This window comes from Alteriqipengyuania triglochinis (assembly GCF_054655655.1).
Map to the genome: position 1 here is coordinate 387,314 of NZ_BAAHNC010000003.1, position 22,385 is coordinate 409,698.

Consider the following 22,385-nt stretch of genomic DNA (forward strand, 5'->3'; position numbering starts at 1 on the left):
GGGGGGTGGCCTTCGTAAAGGTCAGGCGCTCTTGCGGTGTTCGGGTTCCGGCATGGGTGGCGGTTGCGGTTTCTCGGCCAGCATGTCGAGTTCGCCGAGTCGCTTGACGACCGCCGCCGCATCTTCGGGCTTGCCGTAGAGATAGCCTTGGCCCTTCATTTCGCCCATGCCGCGCAGCGTTTCGAGGATCGAATCGTCCTCGACCCCCTCCGCCGTGACCGGGATCTGCAATCCCTTGCCGAGCGAGACGAGCGTGCTCACGATATGGTCGTGCTGTTCCGGATCGCGACCCCGCGAAGGCGCGGCTTCGGCAACCTTGCGCAGTTCGCCGACGAAGCTGCGGTCGATCTTCACCCGGTCGAACGGGAGGGCGCGCAGCTGGGTGAGCGAGGAGAATCCGGTTCCGAAATCGTCGAGGCTGACCCGCACGCCCATGTTCTTGAGGCTGACGACCATCGTCTGCACGGAAGACAGGTTTTCCTGCAGGCAGCTTTCGGAGATTTCCACATCGAGCCTGCTCGCCGGAAAATCGCTGCTCACCAGCAACTTCAGCAGCTTTTGCGGAAACCACGGATCGCGCAGCTGCATCGCCGAGACGTTGACCGAGAGGGTCAGGCTCTCGTGCCAGCTCTGCGCGTCGATCAGGGCGCGGCGGATGAGCGTTTCGGATAACGGGCCGATCAGGCCGCTGTGTTCGGCGATCGGAATGAAGATATCGGGCGGGACTTCGCCCAGTTCGGCCGAGTTCCAGCGCGCAAGCATTTCGAAGCCGACCAGCCGGCCGGTTTCGAGATCGATCTGCTGTTCGTAGTGGGGGGTGAATTCCCCCTGTTCCAGCCCCTTGCGAATCGCCGCTTCCATCTCGCGGCGGACCTTCGCTTCCTGCTCCATCCCCTTGTCGAACCAGCAGTAGCGGTTCCGCCCGTCTCTCTTGGCCTGGTACATGGCAAGGTCGGCGCGATGCATGAGCTTGCGCGCCGAGCATTCGGGATCTTGGACGGGCGTTTCCGGTTCCCAAGCCGCGATTCCCGCCGAGATGGTCACCTCCAGCGGTCCGTTGTCGGTTTGCGTCGGTTGCGCGACGTGCGCGACCATGTTGCTCGCCCACATCTCGACCGGTTCGAAATCCGCGCTGCCGATCGGCAGGACGACCGCAAACTCGTCGCCTCCAAGGCGTGCGACGCTTGCCCCGGGGGGCGCGATCTCTTTCAGCCGCGCGGCAATGGAGAGCAGAACCGCGTCGCCCGCCTGGTGGCCGTTATTGTCGTTGATTTCCTTGAAACCATCGAGGTCGATCATGACGAAGGCGACCGTGTAGCCGTGCTTGTCGATGGCGGAGAGCTCTTCCATCAGCTTTTCGGTCGCGCAGCGGCGGTTGTAGCAGCCCGTTAACGGATCGATCTGCGACAGGTGCAGGGCGCGCTCCTCGGCCTGCCTGCGTTGTTCGATCTCGTTGCGCAGATCCGTGTAACGGCGCCAGCCGAAGATGATGAGCGCGATATTGAGCAGCAGTGCATTGACGAGAGCGCTGTCCGGAGGGGTGACGCTGCTGTCGAGAAGGCTGCGGGCCACCTGGGGCATGACGGTGCCGCCGATGCCGACGAACATGATGATCGCCGCGGTCGCAATGCCCAGCATCACGACGTCGCGCTGCGCCTTTTCGAGGCGGGGTGGTTGCTCCTTCTCGTCCCCCATGACGCGCTACAGTTTTGGTCCTTTGAAGCTTCGCTCGGTTCGATGCGGGACCGTGTTTGCCAGCTGATGTTGAAAATCGGGTAAACTCGCTTCGACCAATTCGTCTTTCGAGGCGATCGCGTGGCAGGGCGTTGCGGCACCGGGCGCGCACTCGCGCGTTGGTGCACGCAATCTTGATGAGGATGGGAAGGCGAAACCTTGCGCTACTGGCTGATGAAATCGGAACCCGACGTTTACGGTTGGGACGACCTCGAAAAGGAAGGTACGGGCGTCTGGGACGGCGTGCGAAACCACAAGGCTAAGAACAATCTCGCCGCGATGGAGGTGGGCGATCAGGCGTTCTTCTACCATTCGAACATCGGGCGCGAGATCGTGGGCATCGTCGAGATCATCGAAGCCGGGCTGACCGACCCGACCGATGAGACCGGGAAATGGGCTGCGGTGCGCGTAAAGCCCAAGACCAAGCTGCCGAGTGTCGTCACGCTGAAGGAAATCAAGGCCGAGCCGCAGCTGGAAGAGATGGAGCTGGTCAAGCTTTCCCGCCTGTCTGTTTGTGAGATAAAGCCTGACGAGTGGTCCCTCATCCTGTCGATGGCGGGCGTCTGAGTACCGCCTAAAGTCCAAGGAACGAGGGCGAGGTTCAGCCGATTGGTCCTGTGAAAACTCAAGATCACAGGAGACAGAAGATGGCCCGGCGTTTCGCAGGCAAGAAAGCACTTATCACAGGCGGTACCAGCGGTTTCGGGCTGGAGGCGGCAAAGGTCATCGCGAGCGAGGGCGGCACGGTCGCCGTCACCGGACACAGCGATGACCATATCGAGGATGCGAAAGGCGCGCTTCCCGATGGATCTCTCGTGCTCAAGAACGATGCTGCCGATCCTGAAGCCGCTAAGGAGCTCGGCCGGATCGTGAAGGAGCAGATGGGCTCGATCGACCTCCTCTGGCTCAATGCCGGCTACGGCAAGTTCCAGGACAACGACGCCAACGATGCCGAATTCTTCGACAAGATGATGAACACGAACGTGCGCGGGCCTGTCCTGCAGATGGCCGAGCTCATCGGAATGCTGAACGATGGCGGCTCGGTCCTGCTCTCGTCGTCCGTCGCGCCCTATCTCGGGCAGGCGCAGGGCGCGGTTTATGCCGCGACCAAGGCGGCTTGCGCGTCGCTCGCGCGGTCGTGGGCAAGCGCGCTTGCCGAACGCAACATTCGCGTCAACTCGGTCTGCCCGGGGCCCATCTCGACCAATTTCGTGAACCGCACCGGCATGTCGGACGATGCGCAGGAAAAGTTCAAGGACCAGGTCACCAGCCAGGTTCCGCTGGGCCGGATGGGCGAAGCCGAGGAAGTGGCGAACGTCGCGCTGTTCCTTCTCTCAGACGCCGCGAGCTACGTGAGTGCCGCCGAATACGTGGTCGATGGCGGCATGACGAAGCGTTGATCGCAAACTTCACTCGCTTGGGCGCTATTTGCCCGAGCGGGGGAACGTAACGCCCTGTTTCCCCGTTTCTTTTACACATCGGCGCTGATGCCGACGCACAGAACGGAGAAGCACAATGGGTGAACTCAAGAGCAAGGTTGAAGGCAACGTCAACGAAGCAGTTGGTAAGGCAAAGCAGCAGTCGAACGACCCCGAAACCCGTGCCGACGGCAAGGGTCAGGAAGTCAAGGGCAAGGCCCAGCAGGCCAAGGGCGAAGTCCAGGGCGCGCTCGGCGACGATATCTGATCGCCTGACGGCATGACAAGAAAAGGGGCGGTACCTGCGGGTGCCGCCCTTTTTCGTGCTGTCAGCCTTTAGAGCGGAGCCCGCTCACGGTGGCGCCGCTGGCGGCGAGCTGTTCGATATCGATCTTCGCGTGGATCAGCCGCAGGCCGGTGCGGCCGTGGGCGTCCACCAAGGCCTGCTTGAATTCCTCGGTCGTCTGCGCAGTCGCCGTCCACGCACCGAAGCTTGCGGCGAAGGCCGCAAAATCGGGGTTGGCCAGCCGGGTCGCCGAAATCCGTTCGGGAAACTCGCGCTCCTGGTGCATGCGGATCGTGCCGTAGCCGCTGTTGTCGACCACGATGACCATCATCTCGCACCCGGCCTGCGCCGCGCTGGCCAGTTCCTGCCCGTTCATCAGGAAATCGCCATCGCCTGCCACTGCGACGACGGTCCGCTCAGGAAAACGGCGCGCGGCGGCCACGGCTGCGGGCACTCCATAGCCCATCGCGCCGCAGGTCGGCGCAAGCTGGCTCGGATATCCGGCATAGCGCCAATAGCGGTGCCACCAGCCCGCGAAATTGCCCGCTCCGTTACAGATGATCGTATCCTCGGGAAGCGTGTCCCGCATGAACTGGACACATTGGGCGAGCTCGAGTGGATACGTATCGCTCGGCTGTGCGGTGGCCCAATCCTGCCATGCACGGTTCGCCTCGGCCCCCGCATCGAAGGGAATCGGGTCTTCGCCCGCCCAGAGCGCGGCGCTTTCCGCGAACTCGTCCATGCTGGCGCAAATTGCGAGGTCGGCCGGATAGACGCTGCCGAGCTCTTCGGGGTCCGGGTGGATGTGGATCAGCGTGCGATCCCTGTCGGTCAGCGGCGGCACGCGATACCCGTCGGTCGTCGCCTCGCCCAGCCGCGCACCGACGACCAGCAGCAGGTCCGCCGCCTTGGTGCGTTCGACCAGCTCGGGATTGGGGCCATAGCCGAGATTCCCGGCATAGACCGGCGAGGATGGCGAGATCGCGTCCTGCCGCCGGAAAGCGGTCGCCACCGGCAGGCCGAGGCGTTCGGCAAACAGCTGGAAATATTCGCGCGCTTTGGTGTTCCACCCGGCGCCGCCGATGATCGCGAGCGGCGCGGCGGCATCGCCTATCAGCGCCATCATCGCCTGCATCGCGTCGGGGCAGGGCGCCTGCGAGGGGCGCGCGACCTGCGCACGGGGAAGGGCGTCGGTCGCGTCGTAGAGCATGTCCTCAGGCAGGGCGAGCACCACCGGGCCGGGCCTGCCGGAGATCGCAGTCGCATAGGCGCGGGCGATGTATTCCGGGATCCGGTCTGCCCGGTCGATCCGCGCAGCCCATTTTGCGACCGGACCGAAGAAGGCCGGGAAATCGATTTCCTGGAAACCTTCGCGATCGCGCATGTCGCGGGCCACATCTCCGACGAACAGGATCATCGGCTGGCTGTCCTGATGGGCCACATGTACGCCGATGCTGGCATTTGTCGCGCCGGGGCCGCGGGTGACGAAGGCGATGCCGGGGCGGCCCGTCATCGCGCCGTCGGCACAGGCCATGAACGCGGCGCCGCCTTCCTGCCGGCAGGTCATCACGTCGATCTCCGGCCGGTCGACCAGCGCGTCGAGCACGGGCAGGAAGCTCTCGCCCGGGACGGTGAAGATGCGATCGCAACCTTGCTCTGCAAGGCAATCGACGAGCAGGCGCGCAGCCTGCGGAGTGGTGCTTTCAGACATGGTGTGGCCCTATAACGGGCGCGCTTCGGGAGCAATCGGCCAGCACATTCTCGTCAGGCGTCGGCATGTGTGGAGCAGGGCTGTCCCATGCGCGGACGCAGGCGAGCCCGCGCTCGCCTATGCTTACCAAATGGTTAAGCCCTGCTTTCTATGAGACGATCCCTTGTTCTTACGAACGAATCCGCGCGGCACCCCTTCCGTGCATCGCTGATGGTTCGGCCCGACCTGCGACGCGACCGGATTCGCCGCTCGGCCCGATGGCCGTGGGCAAAGAACGACTGGCTGGGCTTTCTCGGCGCCTATGTGGTGTGTCTTGCAGGCGCGCTGACGTTCATTTTCTAGTCGAGATGGACGCTCGGCAGATCTTCCTCCGCATGGAGCTTGCGCGCCATCCAGCAGGTGATCAGGCATAGCGCCACGCTGGAGAGCAGCTGTTCGGCGATCGATATGCCCAGATAGGTCATCACAAGCGCGAGGACCGATCCGAAGACCATGTAGCTGGAGCTGATGACGTTGGTTGCCGCGATGGTGCGCGACGCCATGTTCCCCGCCACCCGCGTGGTCAGGAAGGCGTAAAGCGGGACCACGAAAATGCCGCCGGCAACCGAAATCAGCAGCAGGTTGATCATCAGGATCCACGCCAGCGGATAGGTCAGGAACTCGGGCACCGTCAGGAAGGGTCCCTCGAATCCGGTCGGCCACTGCCGCACGAAGACGTAGAATGTGATGAGGAAGAAGCCCATCGCCACCACCCCTGCAGGCGCGTGACGCGCCGAAACCTCGCCCTTCAGCAGGTGATTGATGACTACCGATCCGATCGCGATGCCGATCGAGAACATCACGATGAACAGCGTCGCGACTTCCTTGTTGGCGTGGATCACGTTCTTCACCAGCGGGGGGAACTGGATGAACAGGATCGCCCCGACCATCCAGAACACGCTGATCGAAAGCGTGGCCAGCCACACGACCCGGTCCTTCCGGACCGAACGGATGAGCGCGATGGATGACCGCACGATATTCCAGTCGATCGGTTCGATTTCGCCGAGCGCGGGGGCGGCGGGGATCTGCCGGCTCATCGCGTAGCCGACCAGCGCGGTCGCGATGATTGCCACCATGGCCGCCTCCACCGGAATCCAGCCCGCGATGATCGTGCCGAACAGGATCGCGACATAGGTGCCCGCCTCGACCAGTCCCGTGCCTGCCAGCACCTCCGTCTTGCGCAGATGCTGGGGCAGGATCGCGTATTTGATCGGCCCGAGGAAGGTCGACTGAAGCCCCGCAAGGAACAGCGCGAACAGCATCAGCGGGACGGCGAGGGCATGCACCGCGGTGCCTTGCCAGGCCAGGAACAGACCGGCCGCGCCGACGCACATGATGCCGATCTCGCACAGTTTAACCGTGCGGATGATCTTCGCCTTGTCGCGCATATCCGCCAGTTGCCCGGCGATCGCGGACACGAAGATGAAGGGCCCGATGAACAATCCGGTCGCGATCGCGCTGAACACGGTTTCGGTCTCGGGGTCGTTGTAGACCGCGTAGACCACGAACAGGACCATCGCGGTCTTGTAGAGATTGTCGTTGAAGGCGTTGAGCAGCTGGGTGCAGAACAGCGGCAGGAAGCGCCGCCGTCGCAGCAATCTCAGCGTCGTCATAAATTCACTCCGGTGCGCAGCATTCGCGCCGATCACCTTTCCGTTAGAGCAGGCGCTGCATGTTCGCAAAGGGCACTTGGCGCTTTTTCTCGGACCCCTCCTCGGCTACGCGCATTGATGACCGAATGCTGACACTTCCAAACATCCTCACCCTGTCGCGGATTTTTGCCGTGCCGCTGCTCGTGCTGTTCCTCTGGTGGCCCGACTGGCAGCTGGGATATGCGCTCGCGCTTCTGCTCTACTGCGCGGCGGCGATCACCGACTATTTCGACGGTATGCTGGCGCGCTCCGCAGGCACCGTTTCGCGGCTGGGCCAGTTTCTCGATCCGATTGCCGACAAGATCATGGTGGCTGCGGTCATCCTGATCCTGACGGCCAAGGGCGGGCTGACCGGGCCCGTGGTCGGCGATGCCCATGTCATTGCGGGTCTTATCATCCTGATGCGCGAGATCATCGTTTCGGGCCTGCGCGAGTTTCTGGGTGGAATCCAGGTCTCGATGCCCGTCAGCCGTCTCGCCAAATGGAAGACCACGCTGCAGATGATTGCTCTGGGGCTGCTGATTCTCTCTGGCGTCCTGCCCGAGATCGGGCCGATCCGGTGGCTGGGCCTTGCCTCCCTGTGGGCGGCCGCGATTCTCACCTGTGTGACGGGCTACGACTACCTGCGCGTGGGCTTGCGGCACATGGATTCGTAGCGGCGCTTTCGCTCTCGCCGGGAATTTCTCCGAAATAATATCAGGCATTTGCATCGCGCCGCGCAAGAAAAGCCAGATTGTGCGCGGCGCTTTAGCAGTGAAGAAAGGTTCTGTGGGCCATAAGGGGGCATGGCAACGAACCTTGCATTCGAAGAGATTCCCCCCGCAGAATCGATCCTGCAGCGCATGGGCCTGTTTGGCTCGCGTCCCCACCTCGCGTCCGACGCGCATGATGGCGCGCCTTCCGGGGTGTCCAAGGCGGAGCGCCGTGCGCGCCGCCGTCTGCTGAACGACGTGCGCGCCTTTCTGATCTATCACGATCTCGACATCACGCCGTCCACGCTTGCCAGCGCGCACGAGACCTGCTCGGGCCTCAACCCCGCGCTCAACCGTGCGATCGAGGCACGTGTGCAGGCCGGGCTTGCTGTGACGGCCGAATGGCTGGAGGAAGCGGCTGCCGGGGCTGCGAGCGCCAATGATCGCGCGGTGAAGAAGCTGGCAGACAAGCTGGAGCACGGGATCGACGAATTGTCGCGTGCGACCCAGTCGGCCAGGCGCGCCACTTCCGAATATGGCGATGAACTGGAACGCCATGTGGACGATCTCGCCGGCACCCGCCCGACCGACGATGTCATCGCGGGGCTCGCCGATTTCGCCCGGGAAATGCTCGCGCGCTCGCGCAACACCGAAGAGGAATTGCGCGCGAGCGAGCGCGAGACTGCTCGTCTGCGGGTCAATCTGGACCGCGCGCGGCGCGATGCGGAGGTCGACTATCTCACCGGTCTGCCCAACCGGCGGGCGTTCGAGACCGTCTTGCAGGACGAGCACCGCGAAGCCGCGACGCAGGGCCGTCCGCTTAGCGTCGCGTTCTGCGATATCGACCGCTTCAAGGGGATCAACGATTCGCACGGGCACGAGGCGGGCGATCGCATCATTCGGGTTGTCGCCCAGACGCTCTCCAACATCTGCGGCGATGATTGTTACATCGCCCGGCATGGCGGGGAGGAGTTCGTTCTGCTGTTTGCCGGTTTGGGGCCGGCCGAAGCTCTGGCCCGGCTCGATCTCGCGCGCGAAGAACTCGCCGATCGCAGGATGATCAACCGGCGGACCGACAGGCCGTTCGGCCAGGTGACATTTTCCGGCGGGATCGCGGATGTCGCACAGTTCCAGGACCCGCGAGAAGGGCTCGCTGCCGCAGATGAAGCGCTCTATTGCGCGAAGGAAGGCGGCCGAAACCGGATTTCGCTGTCCAGCGACTGCGCCGCAGCGGCCTGACGCCGGCGGAAAATTACCGAAAGCTAGATTGCAGCGCCGAGTGCGGCGCGGAAATCCTGCCGGGTGCGCTTGAGCACCCGTGCGCCGGGCCGGTGCGACGCCGCATCCGGATCGCGGGCTTCGATCTGCAGGCCGAGATCCCCGATCAGGGATGAGATTTCATCGTGGCTGGGTGCTTTGGGGCGGATCATGTCTGGGATCAGCCCGAGGTCGAGATGGGTCAGGCCGAACTGGAACAGTTCGCGGAAGGCCACCCTTTCGCTCAACCCCTGGCCGATCCGGAAATCATGGCTTGCCGCGAGCCGCTCGAGCGCGTGATCGACCTGTCTCATGTGGCGCTTCTCCGTGGTGCGCACCCTGTTCTTCACCACGACCCATGCGATCCCCCCCAGATCGCGCGCCAGCTTCTCTTCGCGCAGGTCCGAGACGGTCTGGCCGAAGCACCCGGCGCGTTCGGCGACCCCGGTCACCGGATTGATCCGGCCCAGCAGTTCCAGATCGAGGAACGAGGCGTTGACCGGTGTGACCAGCGTGTCCGCCAGCGCAACGGCGCGGCGGAATATGGGGGAATCGGAACCTGCGGCGTCGAGGATCACGAAATCCGCGTCGGCACCCAGGCGGTTGATCGTTTGATAGAGCGATGCCGTGCTCGGATAGTCGAGCACCGAGAAGCGCGGGGAGGGCAGCGCAACGCCGAGATTGGCGGCGGTCCCGCTGCGATAGGTGAGGCCCCGCTCCAGCGTACGCTGCCGCCGGTCTAGGTCGATCGCGACCACCCGCTGGCCCAGATGCGAAAGCGCGATGGCCACGTGAAAGGCGAGGGTGGACTTGCCCACGCCGCCCTTCTCGTTGGCGAAGGAGATGACCTGCGGACGAAGCCGGGGACGTGCGGCAATATCGGCCACGACCGTGCGAGGCGCCTCCTCGATCCGCGATGGATCCTTCCGCCCCGCCGCTGCGTCGCCAGTATCAATGTGCTTGCACATTGCCGTCATCGCTTGCGCTCGCCCCCGTGATTGCAATCATTCGAAATCGAATACGGTTTGCGCGGTACGGCTGGCCCGGTCGTTATGTAGTGTGAGGGCCCCGTCCCCCGATGGGCCCATTATGTGCCATAAAACGGCGGCACCTGTCTCGGACTTTCCAAATTTTTTCTTGGCCGGGTGGGCGAGGACGCAGACTAGCCGGCGCGCAATTCGTCCGCGAGCAGGCGGAAGTCGTTTTCACGGGGTGAGTTCTTGCGCCAGATCAGGGCGATATCGCGCATGGCCGCCGGTGCGTCGAGCGGGCGGGCGATCACCTTGGTGCCTTCCAGTATCCCCGCGTCCAGCGCCATTTCGGGCAGCATGGTCACGCCAAGGCCGTTATCGACCATCTGGACCAGCGTGTGCAGGCTGGTCCCGATCATGCTGGTCGCGGCCCGCAATTCGGGCCGGTTGCAGGCGGCCAGGGCATGCTCTTTCAGGCAGTGCCCGTCCTCCAGCAGCAGCAGGCGCCCGTCCTCGATCGTCTCCGGACGGATTTCCTGCGGCAGGTCGCGCGGTTCGTCACCCGGATAGGCGACGAAGAAGCGGTCTTCCGCGATGATCTCCTGCTCCACCTCGCCGGTGGGGAAGGGCAGCGCGAGCAGCGCGCAGTCGACGCGGCCGTGATGGAGCGATTCCACCGCGTCGCTGCTGGTTTCCTCGCGCAGGAACAGCTCCAGCTCGGGGCGTTCGCGCCGCAGCCGGGGCAGCATCTTGGGCAGCATGAAGGGCGCGATCGTCGGGATCACGCTCATGCGCAGGGCGCCAGTAAGCGGCTGGCCCGCCGCGCGCACGAGGTCCGACAGGTCTTCGGCCTGCCGCAGCAGCGCGTGGGCCTTCTCCACCACCTGCTGACCCAGCGGGGTGAAGCGCACCACGCGGCGGCTGCGCTCCACCAAAGTCACATCCAGCAGCGTCTCCAGCTCGCGAATACCTGCCGACAGCGTCGACTGCGACACGAAGCTGGCCTCCGCCGCGCGGCCGAAATGGCCATGCTCGTGCAGCGCGACGAGATACTGCAGTTGGCGGATCGTGGGCAGGTACGTGCTCATCGGGGGCTAGCCCTCCACCTCGTCGTCGATATGGGTCATCTTGAGCTTGCCCTGTTCGACCGCGAAGGCGAGCTTGCCTTCGACGAGGTCGAGCGCGTCGCTGCCGAAAACCTCGCGCCGCCACCCTTCGAGGATCGGCAGATTGCGCACGCCGGCGGCCAGTTGCTCCAGCTCGTCCGAGCGGGTCAGCAGGCGCGGGGCTACGTCGATCTCGCGGGCGCGGATCTTGAGCAGCAGCTTGAGCAGGTCAGCCACCAGCGCGCCTTCCTTGCCCAGCGGCGCCCCGCGACTGGTGCGCTGGGGCATCTCGTCCGACGGCAGCGGCTCCGCCTCTTCGAGCACCTCCATCAGCCGGTTGCCGATCTCGTTGTCCTTCCACGCGTTGGAGAGGCCGCGCACCTTGGCGAGGTCACCCTGCTTCTTGGGCGGATGCGAGGCGATGTCGGCCAGCGTTTCGTCGCGCATGATCCGTCCGCGCGGGATATTCTTGTGCTGCGCCTCGCCCTCGCGCCATGCGGCAACTGCCTTCAGCCGCCCGAGCACCTGCGCGTTGCGGCCCTGTGCGCGGATGCGCTTCCATGCCCTGTCGGGCTCGATCGCGTAGTTTTCGGGGTCGGCGAGCTTCTCCATCTCGGCGTTGAGCCACAGGCCGCGATCCGTCTTGATCAGCTTCTTGAGAATGCGCGGGAAGATCGTCGCCAGATAGGTGACGTCGCCGATCGCGTATTCCAGCTGACGGTCGGTCAGCGGACGGCGGCTCCAGTCGGTGAAGCGCGCGCCCTTGTCGATCGTCTTGTCCAGCCAGTGCTCCACCAGATTGGCATAGCCGATCTGTTCGGACTGGCTGATCGCCATCATCGCGATCTGCGTGTCGAAGATCGGGTGCGGGGTCTTGCCGGTGAGGTTGTAGAAGATCTCCACATCCTGACTGCCTGCGTGGAAGACCTTCAGCACGTCTTCGTTCTCGGTCAGCAGGTCGAGCAGGGGCTTGAGGTCGATCCCGTCGGCCAGCGGGTCGATCGCCGCAGCTTCGTTCTCGTCGCCGATCTGGACCAGGCAGAGCTCTGGCCAATAGGTATTTTCCCGCATGAACTCGGTGTCGACGCATACGAAGTCGCCCTTGCCAAGGCGTTCGCACAGTTCGGCGAGCTTGTCGGTGGTGGTAATCAGGTCGTGAATTTTCATGTGTCGTCTTTCAAACGGTCGGGCGGAGTACCGCCCCCGGACCGGTGTGGCCCCATCGAAACGGACCCTGTCTGCCAAAGCCTCGCCTTGACAAATCGGGGTCCATCGCCTGTTAGCGCGTGCAAGCAATCGGGCATATGCCGACCATCCGCGGTGTCGCCCCTAGCGCCTAATCCCCGAACCGGAAAGTTTCCAAGATGCACGCCTACCGTACCCATACTTGCGCACAGCTTCGCGAGGATCATGTCGGCGATACCGTTCGCCTGTCGGGCTGGGTGCACCGCAAGCGTGACCATGGCGGCGTGCTGTTCATCGACCTGCGCGACCATTACGGCATCACGCAGATCGTCGCGGACGAGGACAGCGAAGCGCTGAGCCTGCTGGATTCGCTCAAGTCCGAAAGCGTCATCACGATCGACGGCGTGGTCAAGGCGCGCTCGCAGGAAACGCGCAACGCGAACCTGCCGACCGGCGATATCGAGGTCTTCGCGAAGTCCGCCACGGTGCAGTCCGCGGCCGAGGAACTTCCGCTGCCGGTCGCGGGCGAGCAGGAATATCCCGAGGACATCCGCCTCAAGTATCGCTTCGTCGACCTGCGGCGCGAGCGCGTGCATGCCAACATCATGCTGCGCAATAAGGTCATCACGAGCCTGCGCCGCCGGATGATCGACCAGGGCTTCTCCGAATTCCAGACCCCGATCCTCGGTGCATCGTCGCCCGAGGGCGCGCGCGATTACCTGGTGCCCAGCCGCCTGCACCCAGGCCGCTTCTACGCGCTTCCGCAGGCGCCGCAGATGTTCAAGCAGCTGCTGATGGTCGCCGGGTTCGATCGCTATTTCCAGATCGCCCCGTGCTTCCGCGACGAAGACCTGCGCGCCGACCGCAGCCCCGAATTCTACCAGCTCGACTTCGAGATGAGCTTCGTGACGCAGGAAGATGTCTTCAATACGATCGAGCCCGTGCTGGCCGGCGTGTTCGAGGAATTCTCGGGCGGCAAGAGCGTGACGCCCGCGGGCGAATTCCCGCGCATTCCCTATGCCGAGGCGATGCTCAAGTACGGCAGCGACAAGCCGGACCTGCGCAATCCGATCCTGATCACCGACGTGACGCATCACTTCGAGAAGAGCGGCTTCGGCATCTTCGAGAAGATCGTCGGCGGTGGCGGCATCGTGCGCGCCATCCCCGCACCCAGCACCAACGAGAAGAGCCGCAAGTTCTTCGACGAGATGAACGACTGGGCGCGGCGCGAGGGCTATTCGGGGCTCGGCTACGTCACCCGCAAGGGCGGCGAGTTCGGCGGGCCGATCGCCAAGAACCACGGGCCGGAAGAGATGGCCAAGCTCTATGACGAGCTGGGCCTGGGTGAAAACGACGGCCTGTTCTTCGCGGCGGGCAAGCCCAAGGAGGTCGAAAAGCTGGCCGGTGCCGCACGCACGCGCGTGGGCGAGCAGCTCGAGCTGATCGAACAGGGCTGCTTCAAGTTCTGCTGGATCGTCGATTTCCCGATGTTCGAATACGACGAGGAACTCAAGCGCATCGATTTCAGCCACAACCCGTTCTCGATGCCGCAGGGCGAGATGGACGCGCTGGAGAACCAGGATCCGCTCGAGATCAAAGCGTGGCAGTACGACATCGTGTGCAACGGCTACGAGCTGTCCAGCGGCGCCATTCGTAACCACCGCCCGGACATCATGTACAAAGCGTTCGAAGTTGCGGGTTATTCGAAAGAAGACGTCGACGCGAACTTCTCCGGCATGATCGAGGCGTTCAAGCTGGGCGCTCCGCCGCACGGCGGTTCGGCCCCGGGGATCGACCGGATCGTGATGCTGCTGGCGGACGAGCCGAACATCCGCGAAGTCATCGTCTTCCCGATGAACCAGCGCGCACAGGACCTGATGATGGGCGCGCCGTCGATCGTCAGCCCCAAGCAGCTTCGTGAACTGTCGATCCGCACCGTCGAGCAGCCCAAACCCGATGCGCCTGAAGCAACGCGTGTCGACCGCGCAGGCGACGCCTGACGGATCGAACGAGCGCCATATGCCTGTGGGAAGTGGCGTTTAATCGATAGGAGCTGGCACTTGCCAGCTTGCGCGGCGTTGATTAGGGCAAACGCCAATTCAATTCACGAACACCTGAGAGGCAAAGTAATGAGCGATACCGCCGACCGCGTACAGAAGATCGTCGTCGAACACCTGGGCGTGGAAGCCGACAAGGTGACGCAGGACGCCAGCTTTATCGACGATCTGGGCGCGGACAGCCTCGACATCGTTGAGCTGGTGATGGCCTTCGAAGAAGAATTCGGTGTGGAAATCCCCGACGATGCGGCTGAGAAGATCAGCACGGTCGGCGACGCCACCAAGTACATCGAAGAGCACAAGGGCTAAGTCCCGAGGGGCTAAACCTATCATGTGCTTGCGGCGGCCGCCTGCCGCCGCCATTTGCAGGCCCGACCCGGTTAGCGGGCCGGGCCTGTGCTGTTTTTGGAGATGAATATGCGTCGCGTCGTCGTAACCGGACTTGGCCTCGTCACCCCGCTTGGTGGCGATGTCGAAACCTCGTGGAAGAACCTCATCGCAGGCAAGAGCGGGGCGGGGCCGATCACCCGCTTCGACGCTTCCAACCAGAAGGCGACCATCGCCTGCGAAGTGAAGGGCAAGGACCACGAATGGGGGTTCGATCCCGACAAGCGCGTGGACACGAAGATCCAGCGCCAGGTCGATCCCTTCATCGTCTACGGCCTCGATGCGGCCGGGCAGGCGATCGAGGATGCCGGGCTTACCGAAATGGATCAGGCGACCAAGGAGCGCACCGGCGTCTCCATCGGTGCGGGCATCGGCGGCCTTCCGGGGATCGAGTCTGAATCGGTCAACCTGCACGAGCGCGGGCCGGGCCGGGTCAGCCCGCACTTCGTCCACGGGCGCATCATCAACCTCATCAGCGGGCAGGTCTCGATCCGCTACGGTCTGATGGGCCCCAACCACGCCGTGGTCACCGCCTGCTCCACCGGCGCGCACTCGATCGGGGATGCCGCGCGCATGATTCGCGACGACGATGCGGACATCATGCTGGCTGGCGGTTCCGAATCGACCATCAACCCGCTGGGCATCGCGGGCTTCGCTCAGGCCCGCGCGCTCAACACCGGTTACAACGACCGGCCCGAGCAGGCGAGCCGCCCCTATGACCGCAATCGCGAAGGCTTTGTGCTGGGCGAGGGCGCGGGCGTTGTCGTGCTGGAGGAGTACGAGCACGCCAAGGCGCGCGGCGCCAAGATCTACGCCGAAGTGACCGGCTACGGCCTCTCGGGCGATGCCTACCACGTCACCGCGCCGCACCCCGAAGGCAAGGGCGCGGAACTTTCGATGCGGATGGCGCTGCGCAAGGCGGGGCTGGAGCCGGGCGATATCGACTACATCAACGCACACGGCACCTCGACCATGGCCGACACGATCGAACTCGCGGCGGCCAAGCGCGTCTTCGGCGACGATCTGGGCGGCGCTTCGATGAGCAGCACCAAGTCCGCCATCGGCCACCTTCTGGGTGGCGCAGGCGCGGTCGAGAGCATCTTCTGCATCCTCGCGATGCGCGACCAGATCGTTCCGCCTACGCTCAACCTCGACGATCCTGACGACGGCACCGAAGGCGTCGACCTGGTGCCGCACACCGCGAAACAGCGGGAGGTGAAGGCCGTGCTCAACAACAGCTTCGGCTTCGGGGGCACCAATGCCAGCCTCGTGATGGCCAAGGTAGACTGATGATCCGCGCGCTCGCCGCCCTCTTGCTCATAGCTGTAGCGGTGGCGGGCGGCTGGTTCGCCTGGGGCTGGTACGGCAACGGCCCGGCCGATGACGATACGTCCTTCATCGTCCGTTCTGGCTCCACGCTCACTTCGGTGGCGGGCCAGCTGCAGGAAGAGGGCCTGATCGCCAGCCAGCAGGCTTTCCTGCTGCGGGCGAAGATCCTTGGCAGTGGCGATCCGATCAAGGCAGGCGAGTTTCTGCTGCCCGGCGGGGCCAGCCCTGCGACGATCCTCGACACGTTGCAGCATGGCGAGGTCATCCGCCGCTTCGTCACTATCCCCGAAGGCATGCCCTCGATCCTCGTGTTCGAGACGCTGATGGCGGAAGACCTGCTGACGGGCGAGATTCCGGTGCCCAAGGAAGGCAGCGTGCTGCCCGACACCTATGATTTCGAGCGTGGGGAAGACCGCGCGGCGGTGCTCGCCCGGATGCAGGCGGCGATGCGCAATTACCTCGCGGAGGCCTGGCCCAAGCGGGGCGGGAACATCGCGGTCGACAATATCGAGGAAGCGGTAACGCTCGCCTCGATCGTCGAAAAGGAAACCGGTGTGGCGCGTGAACGCCGGATGGTTGCTGGGCTCTATTCCAACCGCGTCAAGCAAGGCATGCTGCTGCAGGCCGATCCGACGATCATCTACCCGATCACCAAGGGCAAGCCGCTCGGCCGGCGCATCAAGCAGTCCGAGATCGCGGCGGTCAACGGCTACAACACCTATACCCGCGTCGGCCTGCCGACCGGCCCGATCACCAATCCGGGGCGCGAGGCGATTGCCGCAGTGCTCGACCCGGCCGAAACCGACGCGCTGTACATGGTGGCCGACGGTACCGGAGGACACGAGTTCGCGGAGACGCTGGAAGAGCACAACGCCAACGTGGCCGAATGGTACAAGCTGCGCCGCGAACGCGGAGAGATGTGACCATCTCGTCCGGTAGCGCGCCACTCATCCTGACCGCGCAACTGCCCGAGGATCTGCAGGGCTGGGCGACCGCGCTGCGCACCGCGCATTTCCCGCCGGAGCGCAATCATCTCGCCGCCCATGTCACGCTGTTCCACGCGCTGCCCGGCTTCTGCGAGGCGGAGGTCGTCCAGCACATCCGCCAGCTCGCCGGCGAATTCGCACCGATCGATGCGCGGATCGCGGGCATCATGTCGCTCGGCGGGGGGACGGCGATTCGGCTGGAGAGTGAAGGTCTGCTGCGCGTGCGTGCAATGCTAGCCGAACATTTCCACGGCCTGCTGACCGAGCAGGATTCGGGCGGCAAGCGGCTGCACATCACGGTACAGAACAAGGTTTCGAACAAGGCGGCCAAGACCCTCCAGGCCCAGCTTGCGGGCGAGGTAGAGGAGCGCGCGTTTCGCTTTCGCGGCCTCGCCCTCCACCGCTATCTGGGTGGTCCGTGGGACCCGGTCCATGAGGTCGCTTTTCGTGGAAAAGCGCGCGTGTGACCGCCATGGAATCTGCCGCTTGACCGAGGCGTGCCTGCACCGTAAGAGCGCCGCCTGCCGTCGAGTTAACGCTCCGGCGGGCCCATCGCAGCGCGCTTCGCGCGGCGGCAACTGGGGCGGAGTAGCTCAGGTGGTTAGAGCAGCGGAATCATAATCCGCGTGTCGGGGGTTCGAGTCCCTCCTCCGCTACCATTCTTCAAGAAGAGTATGGCTTGAAACTACGACCGTTCGTCAGGCAGGACCCTCTAGAACCGCTTTGAGCGCTGCTTCGAGGGTCATCTTCTCTATGTCGAAGTCCACGCGGCTCGATCCTTGGAGGGACGGGGGCATCTGATTTGCGGGATGAACTATCATTGCACGATCAGAATCGGTGGCTTGAAATCCGCTTTTGAAGCCGCCGTCGACGACTTTTCTTCGCCCGGTGGTCATTTCAACTGCCCAGATTTTGTCCGAGTTCACCCAATCTAAGATCAGGTCAATCTCGCCGCTCGGTGCTTGCCAAAAGCGTCCCCTCGTTGCCCCCAAAGTCGCTCTTAGCAACGCCGATATGGCAAACCCTTCCCAGCTCTTGCCGCGGATAAATTCTTGTTGCTCACGAAGGCTTTCGGGTTGCTTCCCCGTCCAGTCAAGCAGTGCTTCCTCGCGAAGATCGAGAATGTGATTCAGCATGCCGGGATCAGTCCAATAAAGTAGTTGCCTTGGAGGCTCTTCGGTGGCGTTTGACTGCCACTCCTCAAGATAGAAAAGCAGATCACGCTCTAAGTAGGTTGAGACGAGATCATCAAAGGCGTCCCTTTTCATCCCGGTATTTTGTTGGATCCCGCGTTTATCGCATCCGTTGAAGCGTGCGATTTCTCGCCAGAATGCAAGGTCGCCGACAGTGATCCCATGTTCTTGCTCAATCGTGGAAAGCGCTTCCCTCAACGCTTCATCTCGCCACAAGCGGCTCCGATCAGGTGAGTCTGCGATGAGGCTCGGTTCAAAGCGACCTCGATGCCACATGGTGACCAGGGGAATTGCCTTGGACGCGGAGCTCACCTCTTGACTGCTTTCGCGGTTCGGCAACAAGAAATTTGGGGTTTGGGAATTGAATCCGACTAGTTCGTGCGCTTCTATCAGCGTGGCTCTGTCGATTAACACGAAGCGGGGCGAGTGAGGTCCAGAACGACGATCGAGACCCGATCCTCCTGAGCGGCCTTACTATTAGCGAAGAGGGCATCAGCCAAGTCCGTTGGCGTGCTTGGCTTTTTGGCCCCATTAGGCGGTGGCTTGAGCTTTTCGTTAGGGCCGAACCACAGCACAAGATAAATGCCATGTTCCGCTCGCCAGTCATTAGAGTAAAGGATGTCCAGCTGCTTATCTGCAGCCGTCCAAATCTTAGAATGCCATTGGCCCTTTATCTCGATCGGCAAAATGATCTTTGATCGCGCTCGCGCGACTATGTCCACTCGCTTGTCATCGGCGGCGTGCGATTCAGGAATATACTCAAGACTTGGCTCCACCGTTTGGAGCATCTTGATTATCTCATCGCGGCAAGCTTCCTCGTCTCTATGCTTAGTGCCGTCATCGCTGAAGAAGCCTTTATACCAGTCGACAGGATCGCCTTTAAGTTTCGCTTGGACATCCTGTAATGCGTCCAGCATGACAGCTCTAAGGTCTGCCTGATCGACTATCTGGCCACCTTCAAGGATTGTGCAGATCTCATCCAGACTTGGAATTCGATAGGTTTGTTCGGCCAGCTTTTGTTGCTGTTCGGCGATTACCACACGAATGTAATCGGTGTATTCATCCTCTGGCTCTCCTTTTAGGCACGCCAAACCCTCTCGTGCCTGTTCGTCAGTGTCTTCGCCGAGCAACGAGATCTGCTTCTTAAGGTAGTCTGAGGCATCCCAGTAATTCTGGTCACCAGAGCTAGCGCCTTCGGGTCTGAGTCTATTCGGCCAAAGCTTCCGAAACGAACTGACAATCCATGTGCGTTGGGCCGAACTCAAGGGCGACATAGGCCTTTTGTCCGATCTTCCTCCGCCAATCCTAGCGCGAAGATGCCAAAGTAGCTCGGGTTGAAGCGGTTGTGTCAGGCGATCAACTGCCCCTTCAAAATCTACATATACTTGGATCGCGTCCCAGCTTCTTCTTCGCTCATCATCAAGGTCTTGCGAGAGGCGAATTGCTACAAGTGATCGGAGTTCATCAAGGCGGCCCGATGATACCAAGCGATCGACTAATTCCATCTCTGGACCAGTTGGCAAGTCTGGGCACGCCTGCAGCCATTCTACCGCCATGCTGGTCGCTAAATCGCCATACTGCTTGGAGCGCATCAGGGGGTAAAGCTGGTCAACGTGGTCCTTTCGTTTCTTGAGCTGGGGCACGATAAACAATCGAAATGCACGTCCCAGCGCTCCACGTCGAAGCAGTTCGGCTTCAAGCCGTTCCTGCAGCTCTGGGAAGCCCGCGTGATCGTCTATCCGTGAGAACCAGACCCGAAAGAGCCCAGCCATTAATCGCTCATCAGTAACCCCCTCGAAGGGCTCGCAGCGCGTTCTAAGTCGTTCTGCCAAAGCCGCTACGATTATATTCGTCGCGTTCCATTGTGTGGCCTTGGCGTAGCTTACGGCTATTCTGGTGGCAGTGACCAAAGTGGGTTTTCGCATAAGGAACTGCTCGAAACCATCAAGCGCAGCTCGGGCAACATCTTCGCCAAGCCATTCCGCTATCCGCTCATTGGGTTTGAGGTTGTCCCCGATGTCTCGAAACATCTTGAGATATGCTTGCGCCGGTCCGTGGATCGAGCCGAACGTTCCTTCGCGCACATCGTCGATATGAAGGAGATAATCTCGCCGATGCTCTTGATATCTGGCGGCTCGCTTCCTTTCTTCCTTCCTTCGCCGACGCTCTTGCTTAACTTGCCACTCAGGTGCGTTGGGGATGGCAAGCCTGTCCAACCAGTCCAGCATTTCTGGATTATTGAGGACAAATGGTTTGGCGGCCTCTCGTGCGAGTTGCCCCTCTTCACCATCGTGCCGGACCAATGAGAGCAGCTCTCGCCATTTGTTCGAGTTCCGGTCTTCTGGGTCGAGCTGACCTAGTAGATAGGCAACGTCTGCTTCGCTTGGATACAGACTAGCGGAACTACGTGAGAGCCGGTAGCCTTTATAATTGATCGAGTGATCTCGTGCGTCAAAAAGAACATGACGTTGGATTGCCCTTCGCTCGTCCGCATGTTCTTTGAACCAGGTTGCGAGCGCTTTCTCGTGGTCTCGATGATATCCATCCTGCTTGCTGAAAGGTTTCAGCCATTCCCAGAGTTTTAGCGGGTCTACGGTGCCTTGATTTAGTCGCCGCAAGATCAACCCATACGCGAAGTCAATCAACTGGTTTTCATCAATGCCTGCATGCTCTTTCAAGAGGGCCGAAGTATAATGTGTCAGGGTTTCAAGGAGACCGTCTAGGCGCTCTACCGGAACGCGCTCTTCAAATCTCCAGAAGCCCAGAAGGGAAGTAGATTGCGGCTTTCTTGGAACCTCGCAAAATATCAACCCATCGTGAGCAAGCACCGCGCGGATGACTTGATCGTCGGAAAAATGCTCGACGCCTGCAATTTCGATGAACTCATAAGCTATTTTTGCGGACGCCCGAGTTCCTTGTGAGAGCAGTGCTTCAAGGTGCGCGCTGAAGTTCTCATCATTTAGAAGCGCAACGGCTTCCGCAGCCTTGCGTCTGAGATAGATGTCATCGCCTCCATCAAAGAGTATCGCGATGGCCGCGCCACGAAACCTAGAAGCGACGCTCACTTCATTCAGTTGGTCAGCAATCACTGCCCGCAAATGAAACGGCGCATTCCGATCAAGGAGAACCTTCTGGGCGCGCTCACGTAGGGGCTCGGCCACCAGAGCTGTGGCACGCACTTGGTGCCAATTTTTAAACCAAGGATTCTTGCTGGCCAATAGCTCAAGTGCGTCGAAGAGAGCATTGCCCTGTTCGGGTGGGAGTCCATCCGCGTCCCCATACTCGATGAGACCCATGGGGTCGGTCTCGATCACCTCTAGCGCGAGCTTTTGATCCCTTGCCAACCAAGCGTGAAGACCGCGGAGATTTGCTGGAACCAAGCCTCGTGAACTAAACAATTCCAAAAGACGCTTACGTTTCCTACGCGTATCCGCTTTCTTCGCGAGCCATGCCGCTCCAAGAAACTCACCTATCAGTTTATGGCAGAAAGAGAAGCGGTCGTTCCCAGCGGCCCTAAATAGTCTTGTATCAAGGGCAATCTCAAGCTTGTCACTGCATAGCTGTTTGAGCTCGGTGAGTGAAGCTTCATCCTCTTCCAGGTTCGCTGCCGACCGTCTTGAAGCGAATGTTTTGCCGCCGAGAATTAATCCGGCAAAGGCCGCGCCTGCTGTAGCCAAGAGGTCAGTCTTCGCCAGCTCAGGACCACCATCGCGATGTTCCTTTCTCAGCTCTTCCACTGCTAACTCGAAAAGGGCAGTGCGAGTGCTCGGCAATGCTTGGTCAAGCGGTAGGCGACGTATCAGATCTAGCGTTTGGGGATTACCCAGCAGACCTTCCAAACCAAATGCGGAGAAATGCTCAACAAGCTCCTGCGAGCAAGCGTCTCCCACGTGCACAGATAGAAACCTTATCTGCTCATCTCGATCCAGCTCTTCTAGATGAAGTTCAAGGGGCCGTTCCTCATACTGTTCTGATATCGCTGCGGCGGATGTTGCTGACCTCCAGTCGGCGACGCGGCAAGAGAGTATGAAACGTGGGCAGCCAATCTGGCCAAGCTTTTGCAGCACCAGATCCACTGCGTCGCCGACTGCTCTTGATGGCACTTCATCCAAAGCGTCAATGAGGATCGTTGAGCCATCGTCCACGAGCGATTGCAGGTCCGCTCGATTTATTAGCTGTCGAGCAGTGACCAAGGGATGCTCGCTGTGCTTTGCGAGTTTCTTGAGCAATTCGCTCTTGCCCATCCCTGGCTCGCCTAGGACAACGAGAGGGGCCGTTAGAGAGAATAGCTCATCCTCTCTAACAACGCTTCTTCCGAGCGAGCTATCGAACCAAAGTGTTCTGTCGATGTAGGTCACGGTGTCTACATGCAGTTCCCGGTC

18 protein-coding genes and 1 tRNA gene are annotated in these 22,385 nt (G+C 61.8%); 11 read left to right on the forward strand and 8 right to left on the reverse strand.

Translation table 11 applies throughout. The features are described 5' to 3' along the window. Positions 1-21 precede the first annotated feature (21 nt). On the reverse strand, positions 22-1,695 hold the full coding sequence (locus ACYQ0L_RS12090; protein ID WP_459789473.1) for a putative bifunctional diguanylate cyclase/phosphodiesterase: 1,674 nt from the start codon (positions 1,693-1,695) through the stop codon (positions 22-24). A gap of 213 nt (positions 1,696-1,908) precedes the next feature. Here ACYQ0L_RS12090 and ACYQ0L_RS12095 point away from each other — a divergent pair, with 213 nt between their 5' ends. The 3 genes from ACYQ0L_RS12095 to ACYQ0L_RS12105 all read left to right on the forward strand — a co-directional run bounded on the left by ACYQ0L_RS12095 (position 1,909) and on the right by ACYQ0L_RS12105 (position 3,420). Next, the gene (locus ACYQ0L_RS12095) at positions 1,909-2,301 is read left to right on the forward strand and encodes an EVE domain-containing protein (RefSeq protein WP_459789475.1); all 393 of its coding nucleotides are present in this window, start codon (positions 1,909-1,911) and stop codon (positions 2,299-2,301) included. 80 nt (positions 2,302-2,381) lie between these two features. After that, positions 2,382-3,134, forward strand: a complete 753-nt coding sequence (locus ACYQ0L_RS12100) for an SDR family oxidoreductase (protein ID WP_459789476.1) — start codon at positions 2,382-2,384, stop codon at positions 3,132-3,134. Between the two features lie 115 nt (positions 3,135-3,249). Next, positions 3,250-3,420: a CsbD family protein gene (locus ACYQ0L_RS12105; protein ID WP_459789477.1), complete on the forward strand. Its 171-nt coding sequence runs from the start codon at positions 3,250-3,252 to the stop codon at positions 3,418-3,420. Between the two features lie 61 nt (positions 3,421-3,481). Here the strand turns inward: ACYQ0L_RS12105 and ACYQ0L_RS12110 are convergent, their stop codons facing one another. Both ACYQ0L_RS12110 and ACYQ0L_RS12115 read right to left on the reverse strand, forming a co-directional pair. Beyond that, on the reverse strand, positions 3,482-5,149 hold the full coding sequence (locus tag ACYQ0L_RS12110; RefSeq protein ID WP_459789478.1) for a thiamine pyrophosphate-dependent enzyme: 1,668 nt from the start codon (positions 5,147-5,149) through the stop codon (positions 3,482-3,484). 338 nt (positions 5,150-5,487) lie between these two features. Next, entirely contained in the window at positions 5,488-6,801 is a 1,314-nt protein-coding gene (locus tag ACYQ0L_RS12115; protein WP_459789479.1) for an MFS transporter, read from the reverse strand. Positions 6,802-6,926: 125 nt separating this feature from the next. Between ACYQ0L_RS12115 and pgsA the strand changes: the two genes are divergently transcribed. Both pgsA and ACYQ0L_RS12125 read left to right on the forward strand, forming a co-directional pair. After that, on the forward strand, positions 6,927-7,496 hold the full coding sequence (pgsA, locus tag ACYQ0L_RS12120; RefSeq protein ID WP_459789481.1) for a CDP-diacylglycerol--glycerol-3-phosphate 3-phosphatidyltransferase: 570 nt from the start codon (positions 6,927-6,929) through the stop codon (positions 7,494-7,496). A 129-nt stretch (positions 7,497-7,625) separates the two neighbouring features. Further along, entirely contained in the window at positions 7,626-8,771 is a 1,146-nt protein-coding gene (locus ACYQ0L_RS12125) for a GGDEF domain-containing protein (RefSeq protein ID WP_459789482.1), read from the forward strand. A gap of 23 nt (positions 8,772-8,794) precedes the next feature. Here the strand turns inward: ACYQ0L_RS12125 and ACYQ0L_RS12130 are convergent, their stop codons facing one another. The 3 genes from ACYQ0L_RS12130 to rnd all read right to left on the reverse strand — a co-directional run bounded on the left by ACYQ0L_RS12130 (position 8,795) and on the right by rnd (position 12,033). Continuing rightward, entirely contained in the window at positions 8,795-9,757 is a 963-nt protein-coding gene (locus ACYQ0L_RS12130; protein ID WP_459789483.1) for a division plane positioning ATPase MipZ, read from the reverse strand. A gap of 194 nt (positions 9,758-9,951) precedes the next feature. Further along, on the reverse strand, positions 9,952-10,848 hold the full coding sequence (locus ACYQ0L_RS12135; RefSeq protein ID WP_459789485.1) for a hydrogen peroxide-inducible genes activator: 897 nt from the start codon (positions 10,846-10,848) through the stop codon (positions 9,952-9,954). 6 nt (positions 10,849-10,854) lie between these two features. Then, complete coding sequence (gene rnd / locus ACYQ0L_RS12140) at positions 10,855-12,033, reverse strand: ribonuclease D (RefSeq protein ID WP_459789486.1); 1,179 nt, start codon at positions 12,031-12,033, stop codon at positions 10,855-10,857. A 197-nt stretch (positions 12,034-12,230) separates the two neighbouring features. Here rnd and aspS point away from each other — a divergent pair, with 197 nt between their 5' ends. The 6 genes from aspS (at position 12,231) to ACYQ0L_RS12170 (ending at position 17,469) form a co-directional block, all read left to right on the forward strand. Beyond that, complete coding sequence (gene aspS, locus ACYQ0L_RS12145; protein WP_459789487.1) at positions 12,231-14,051, forward strand: aspartate--tRNA ligase; 1,821 nt, start codon at positions 12,231-12,233, stop codon at positions 14,049-14,051. Positions 14,052-14,180: 129 nt separating this feature from the next. Then, on the forward strand, positions 14,181-14,417 hold the full coding sequence (locus ACYQ0L_RS12150) for an acyl carrier protein (RefSeq protein ID WP_010412439.1): 237 nt from the start codon (positions 14,181-14,183) through the stop codon (positions 14,415-14,417). 108 nt (positions 14,418-14,525) lie between these two features. Further along, positions 14,526-15,785: a beta-ketoacyl-ACP synthase II gene (gene fabF / locus ACYQ0L_RS12155; RefSeq protein WP_459789489.1), complete on the forward strand. Its 1,260-nt coding sequence runs from the start codon at positions 14,526-14,528 to the stop codon at positions 15,783-15,785. Further along, entirely contained in the window at positions 15,785-16,747 is a 963-nt protein-coding gene (gene mltG / locus ACYQ0L_RS12160) for an endolytic transglycosylase MltG (RefSeq protein WP_459789491.1), read from the forward strand. The genes fabF and mltG overlap by 1 nt, the downstream gene beginning before the upstream one ends. Next, entirely contained in the window at positions 16,711-17,277 is a 567-nt protein-coding gene (locus ACYQ0L_RS12165) for a 2'-5' RNA ligase family protein (protein ID WP_459789493.1), read from the forward strand. Before mltG ends, ACYQ0L_RS12165 begins: the two co-directional genes overlap by 37 nt. Positions 17,278-17,392: 115 nt before the next feature. Continuing rightward, positions 17,393-17,469, forward strand: a tRNA-Met gene (locus ACYQ0L_RS12170). 39 nt (positions 17,470-17,508) lie between these two features. On the opposite strand, the gene ACYQ0L_RS12175 is transcribed toward ACYQ0L_RS12170, so the two are convergent. Both ACYQ0L_RS12175 and eruA read right to left on the reverse strand, forming a co-directional pair. Next, positions 17,509-18,315: an ATP-binding protein gene (locus ACYQ0L_RS12175; protein ID WP_459789494.1), complete on the reverse strand. Its 807-nt coding sequence runs from the start codon at positions 18,313-18,315 to the stop codon at positions 17,509-17,511. A 95-nt stretch (positions 18,316-18,410) separates the two neighbouring features. After that, positions 18,411-22,361: an NACHT domain-containing antiphage protein EruA gene (eruA, locus tag ACYQ0L_RS12180; RefSeq protein ID WP_488193061.1), complete on the reverse strand. Its 3,951-nt coding sequence runs from the start codon at positions 22,359-22,361 to the stop codon at positions 18,411-18,413. Between the last annotated feature and the right edge of the window lie 24 nt (positions 22,362-22,385).

Bases quoted from the DNA above. Each gene is read 5' to 3' on its own strand.
- ACYQ0L_RS12110 (WP_459789478.1), bottom strand. From the start codon at position 5,149: ATGTCTGAAAGCACCACTCCGCAGGCTGCGCGCCTGCTCGTCGATTGC.
- fabF (WP_459789489.1), top strand. From the start codon at position 14,526: ATGCGTCGCGTCGTCGTAACCGGACTTGGCCTCGTCACCCCGCTTGGT.
- pgsA (WP_459789481.1), top strand. From the start codon at position 6,927: ATGCTGACACTTCCAAACATCCTCACCCTGTCGCGGATTTTTGCCGTG.
- aspS (WP_459789487.1), top strand. From the start codon at position 12,231: ATGCACGCCTACCGTACCCATACTTGCGCACAGCTTCGCGAGGATCAT.
- rnd (WP_459789486.1), bottom strand. From the start codon at position 12,033: ATGAAAATTCACGACCTGATTACCACCACCGACAAGCTCGCCGAACTG.
- ACYQ0L_RS12105 (WP_459789477.1), top strand. From the start codon at position 3,250: ATGGGTGAACTCAAGAGCAAGGTTGAAGGCAACGTCAACGAAGCAGTT.
- ACYQ0L_RS12150 (WP_010412439.1), top strand. From the start codon at position 14,181: ATGAGCGATACCGCCGACCGCGTACAGAAGATCGTCGTCGAACACCTG.
- ACYQ0L_RS12125 (WP_459789482.1), top strand. From the start codon at position 7,626: ATGGCAACGAACCTTGCATTCGAAGAGATTCCCCCCGCAGAATCGATC.
- ACYQ0L_RS12090 (WP_459789473.1), bottom strand. From the start codon at position 1,695: ATGGGGGACGAGAAGGAGCAACCACCCCGCCTCGAAAAGGCGCAGCGC.
- ACYQ0L_RS12135 (WP_459789485.1), bottom strand. From the start codon at position 10,848: ATGAGCACGTACCTGCCCACGATCCGCCAACTGCAGTATCTCGTCGCG.
- ACYQ0L_RS12100 (WP_459789476.1), top strand. From the start codon at position 2,382: ATGGCCCGGCGTTTCGCAGGCAAGAAAGCACTTATCACAGGCGGTACC.
- ACYQ0L_RS12165 (WP_459789493.1), top strand. From the start codon at position 16,711: ATGGTACAAGCTGCGCCGCGAACGCGGAGAGATGTGACCATCTCGTCC.
- ACYQ0L_RS12095 (WP_459789475.1), top strand. From the start codon at position 1,909: ATGAAATCGGAACCCGACGTTTACGGTTGGGACGACCTCGAAAAGGAA.
- ACYQ0L_RS12115 (WP_459789479.1), bottom strand. From the start codon at position 6,801: ATGACGACGCTGAGATTGCTGCGACGGCGGCGCTTCCTGCCGCTGTTC.
- mltG (WP_459789491.1), top strand. From the start codon at position 15,785: ATGATCCGCGCGCTCGCCGCCCTCTTGCTCATAGCTGTAGCGGTGGCG.
- ACYQ0L_RS12130 (WP_459789483.1), bottom strand. From the start codon at position 9,757: ATGTGCAAGCACATTGATACTGGCGACGCAGCGGCGGGGCGGAAGGAT.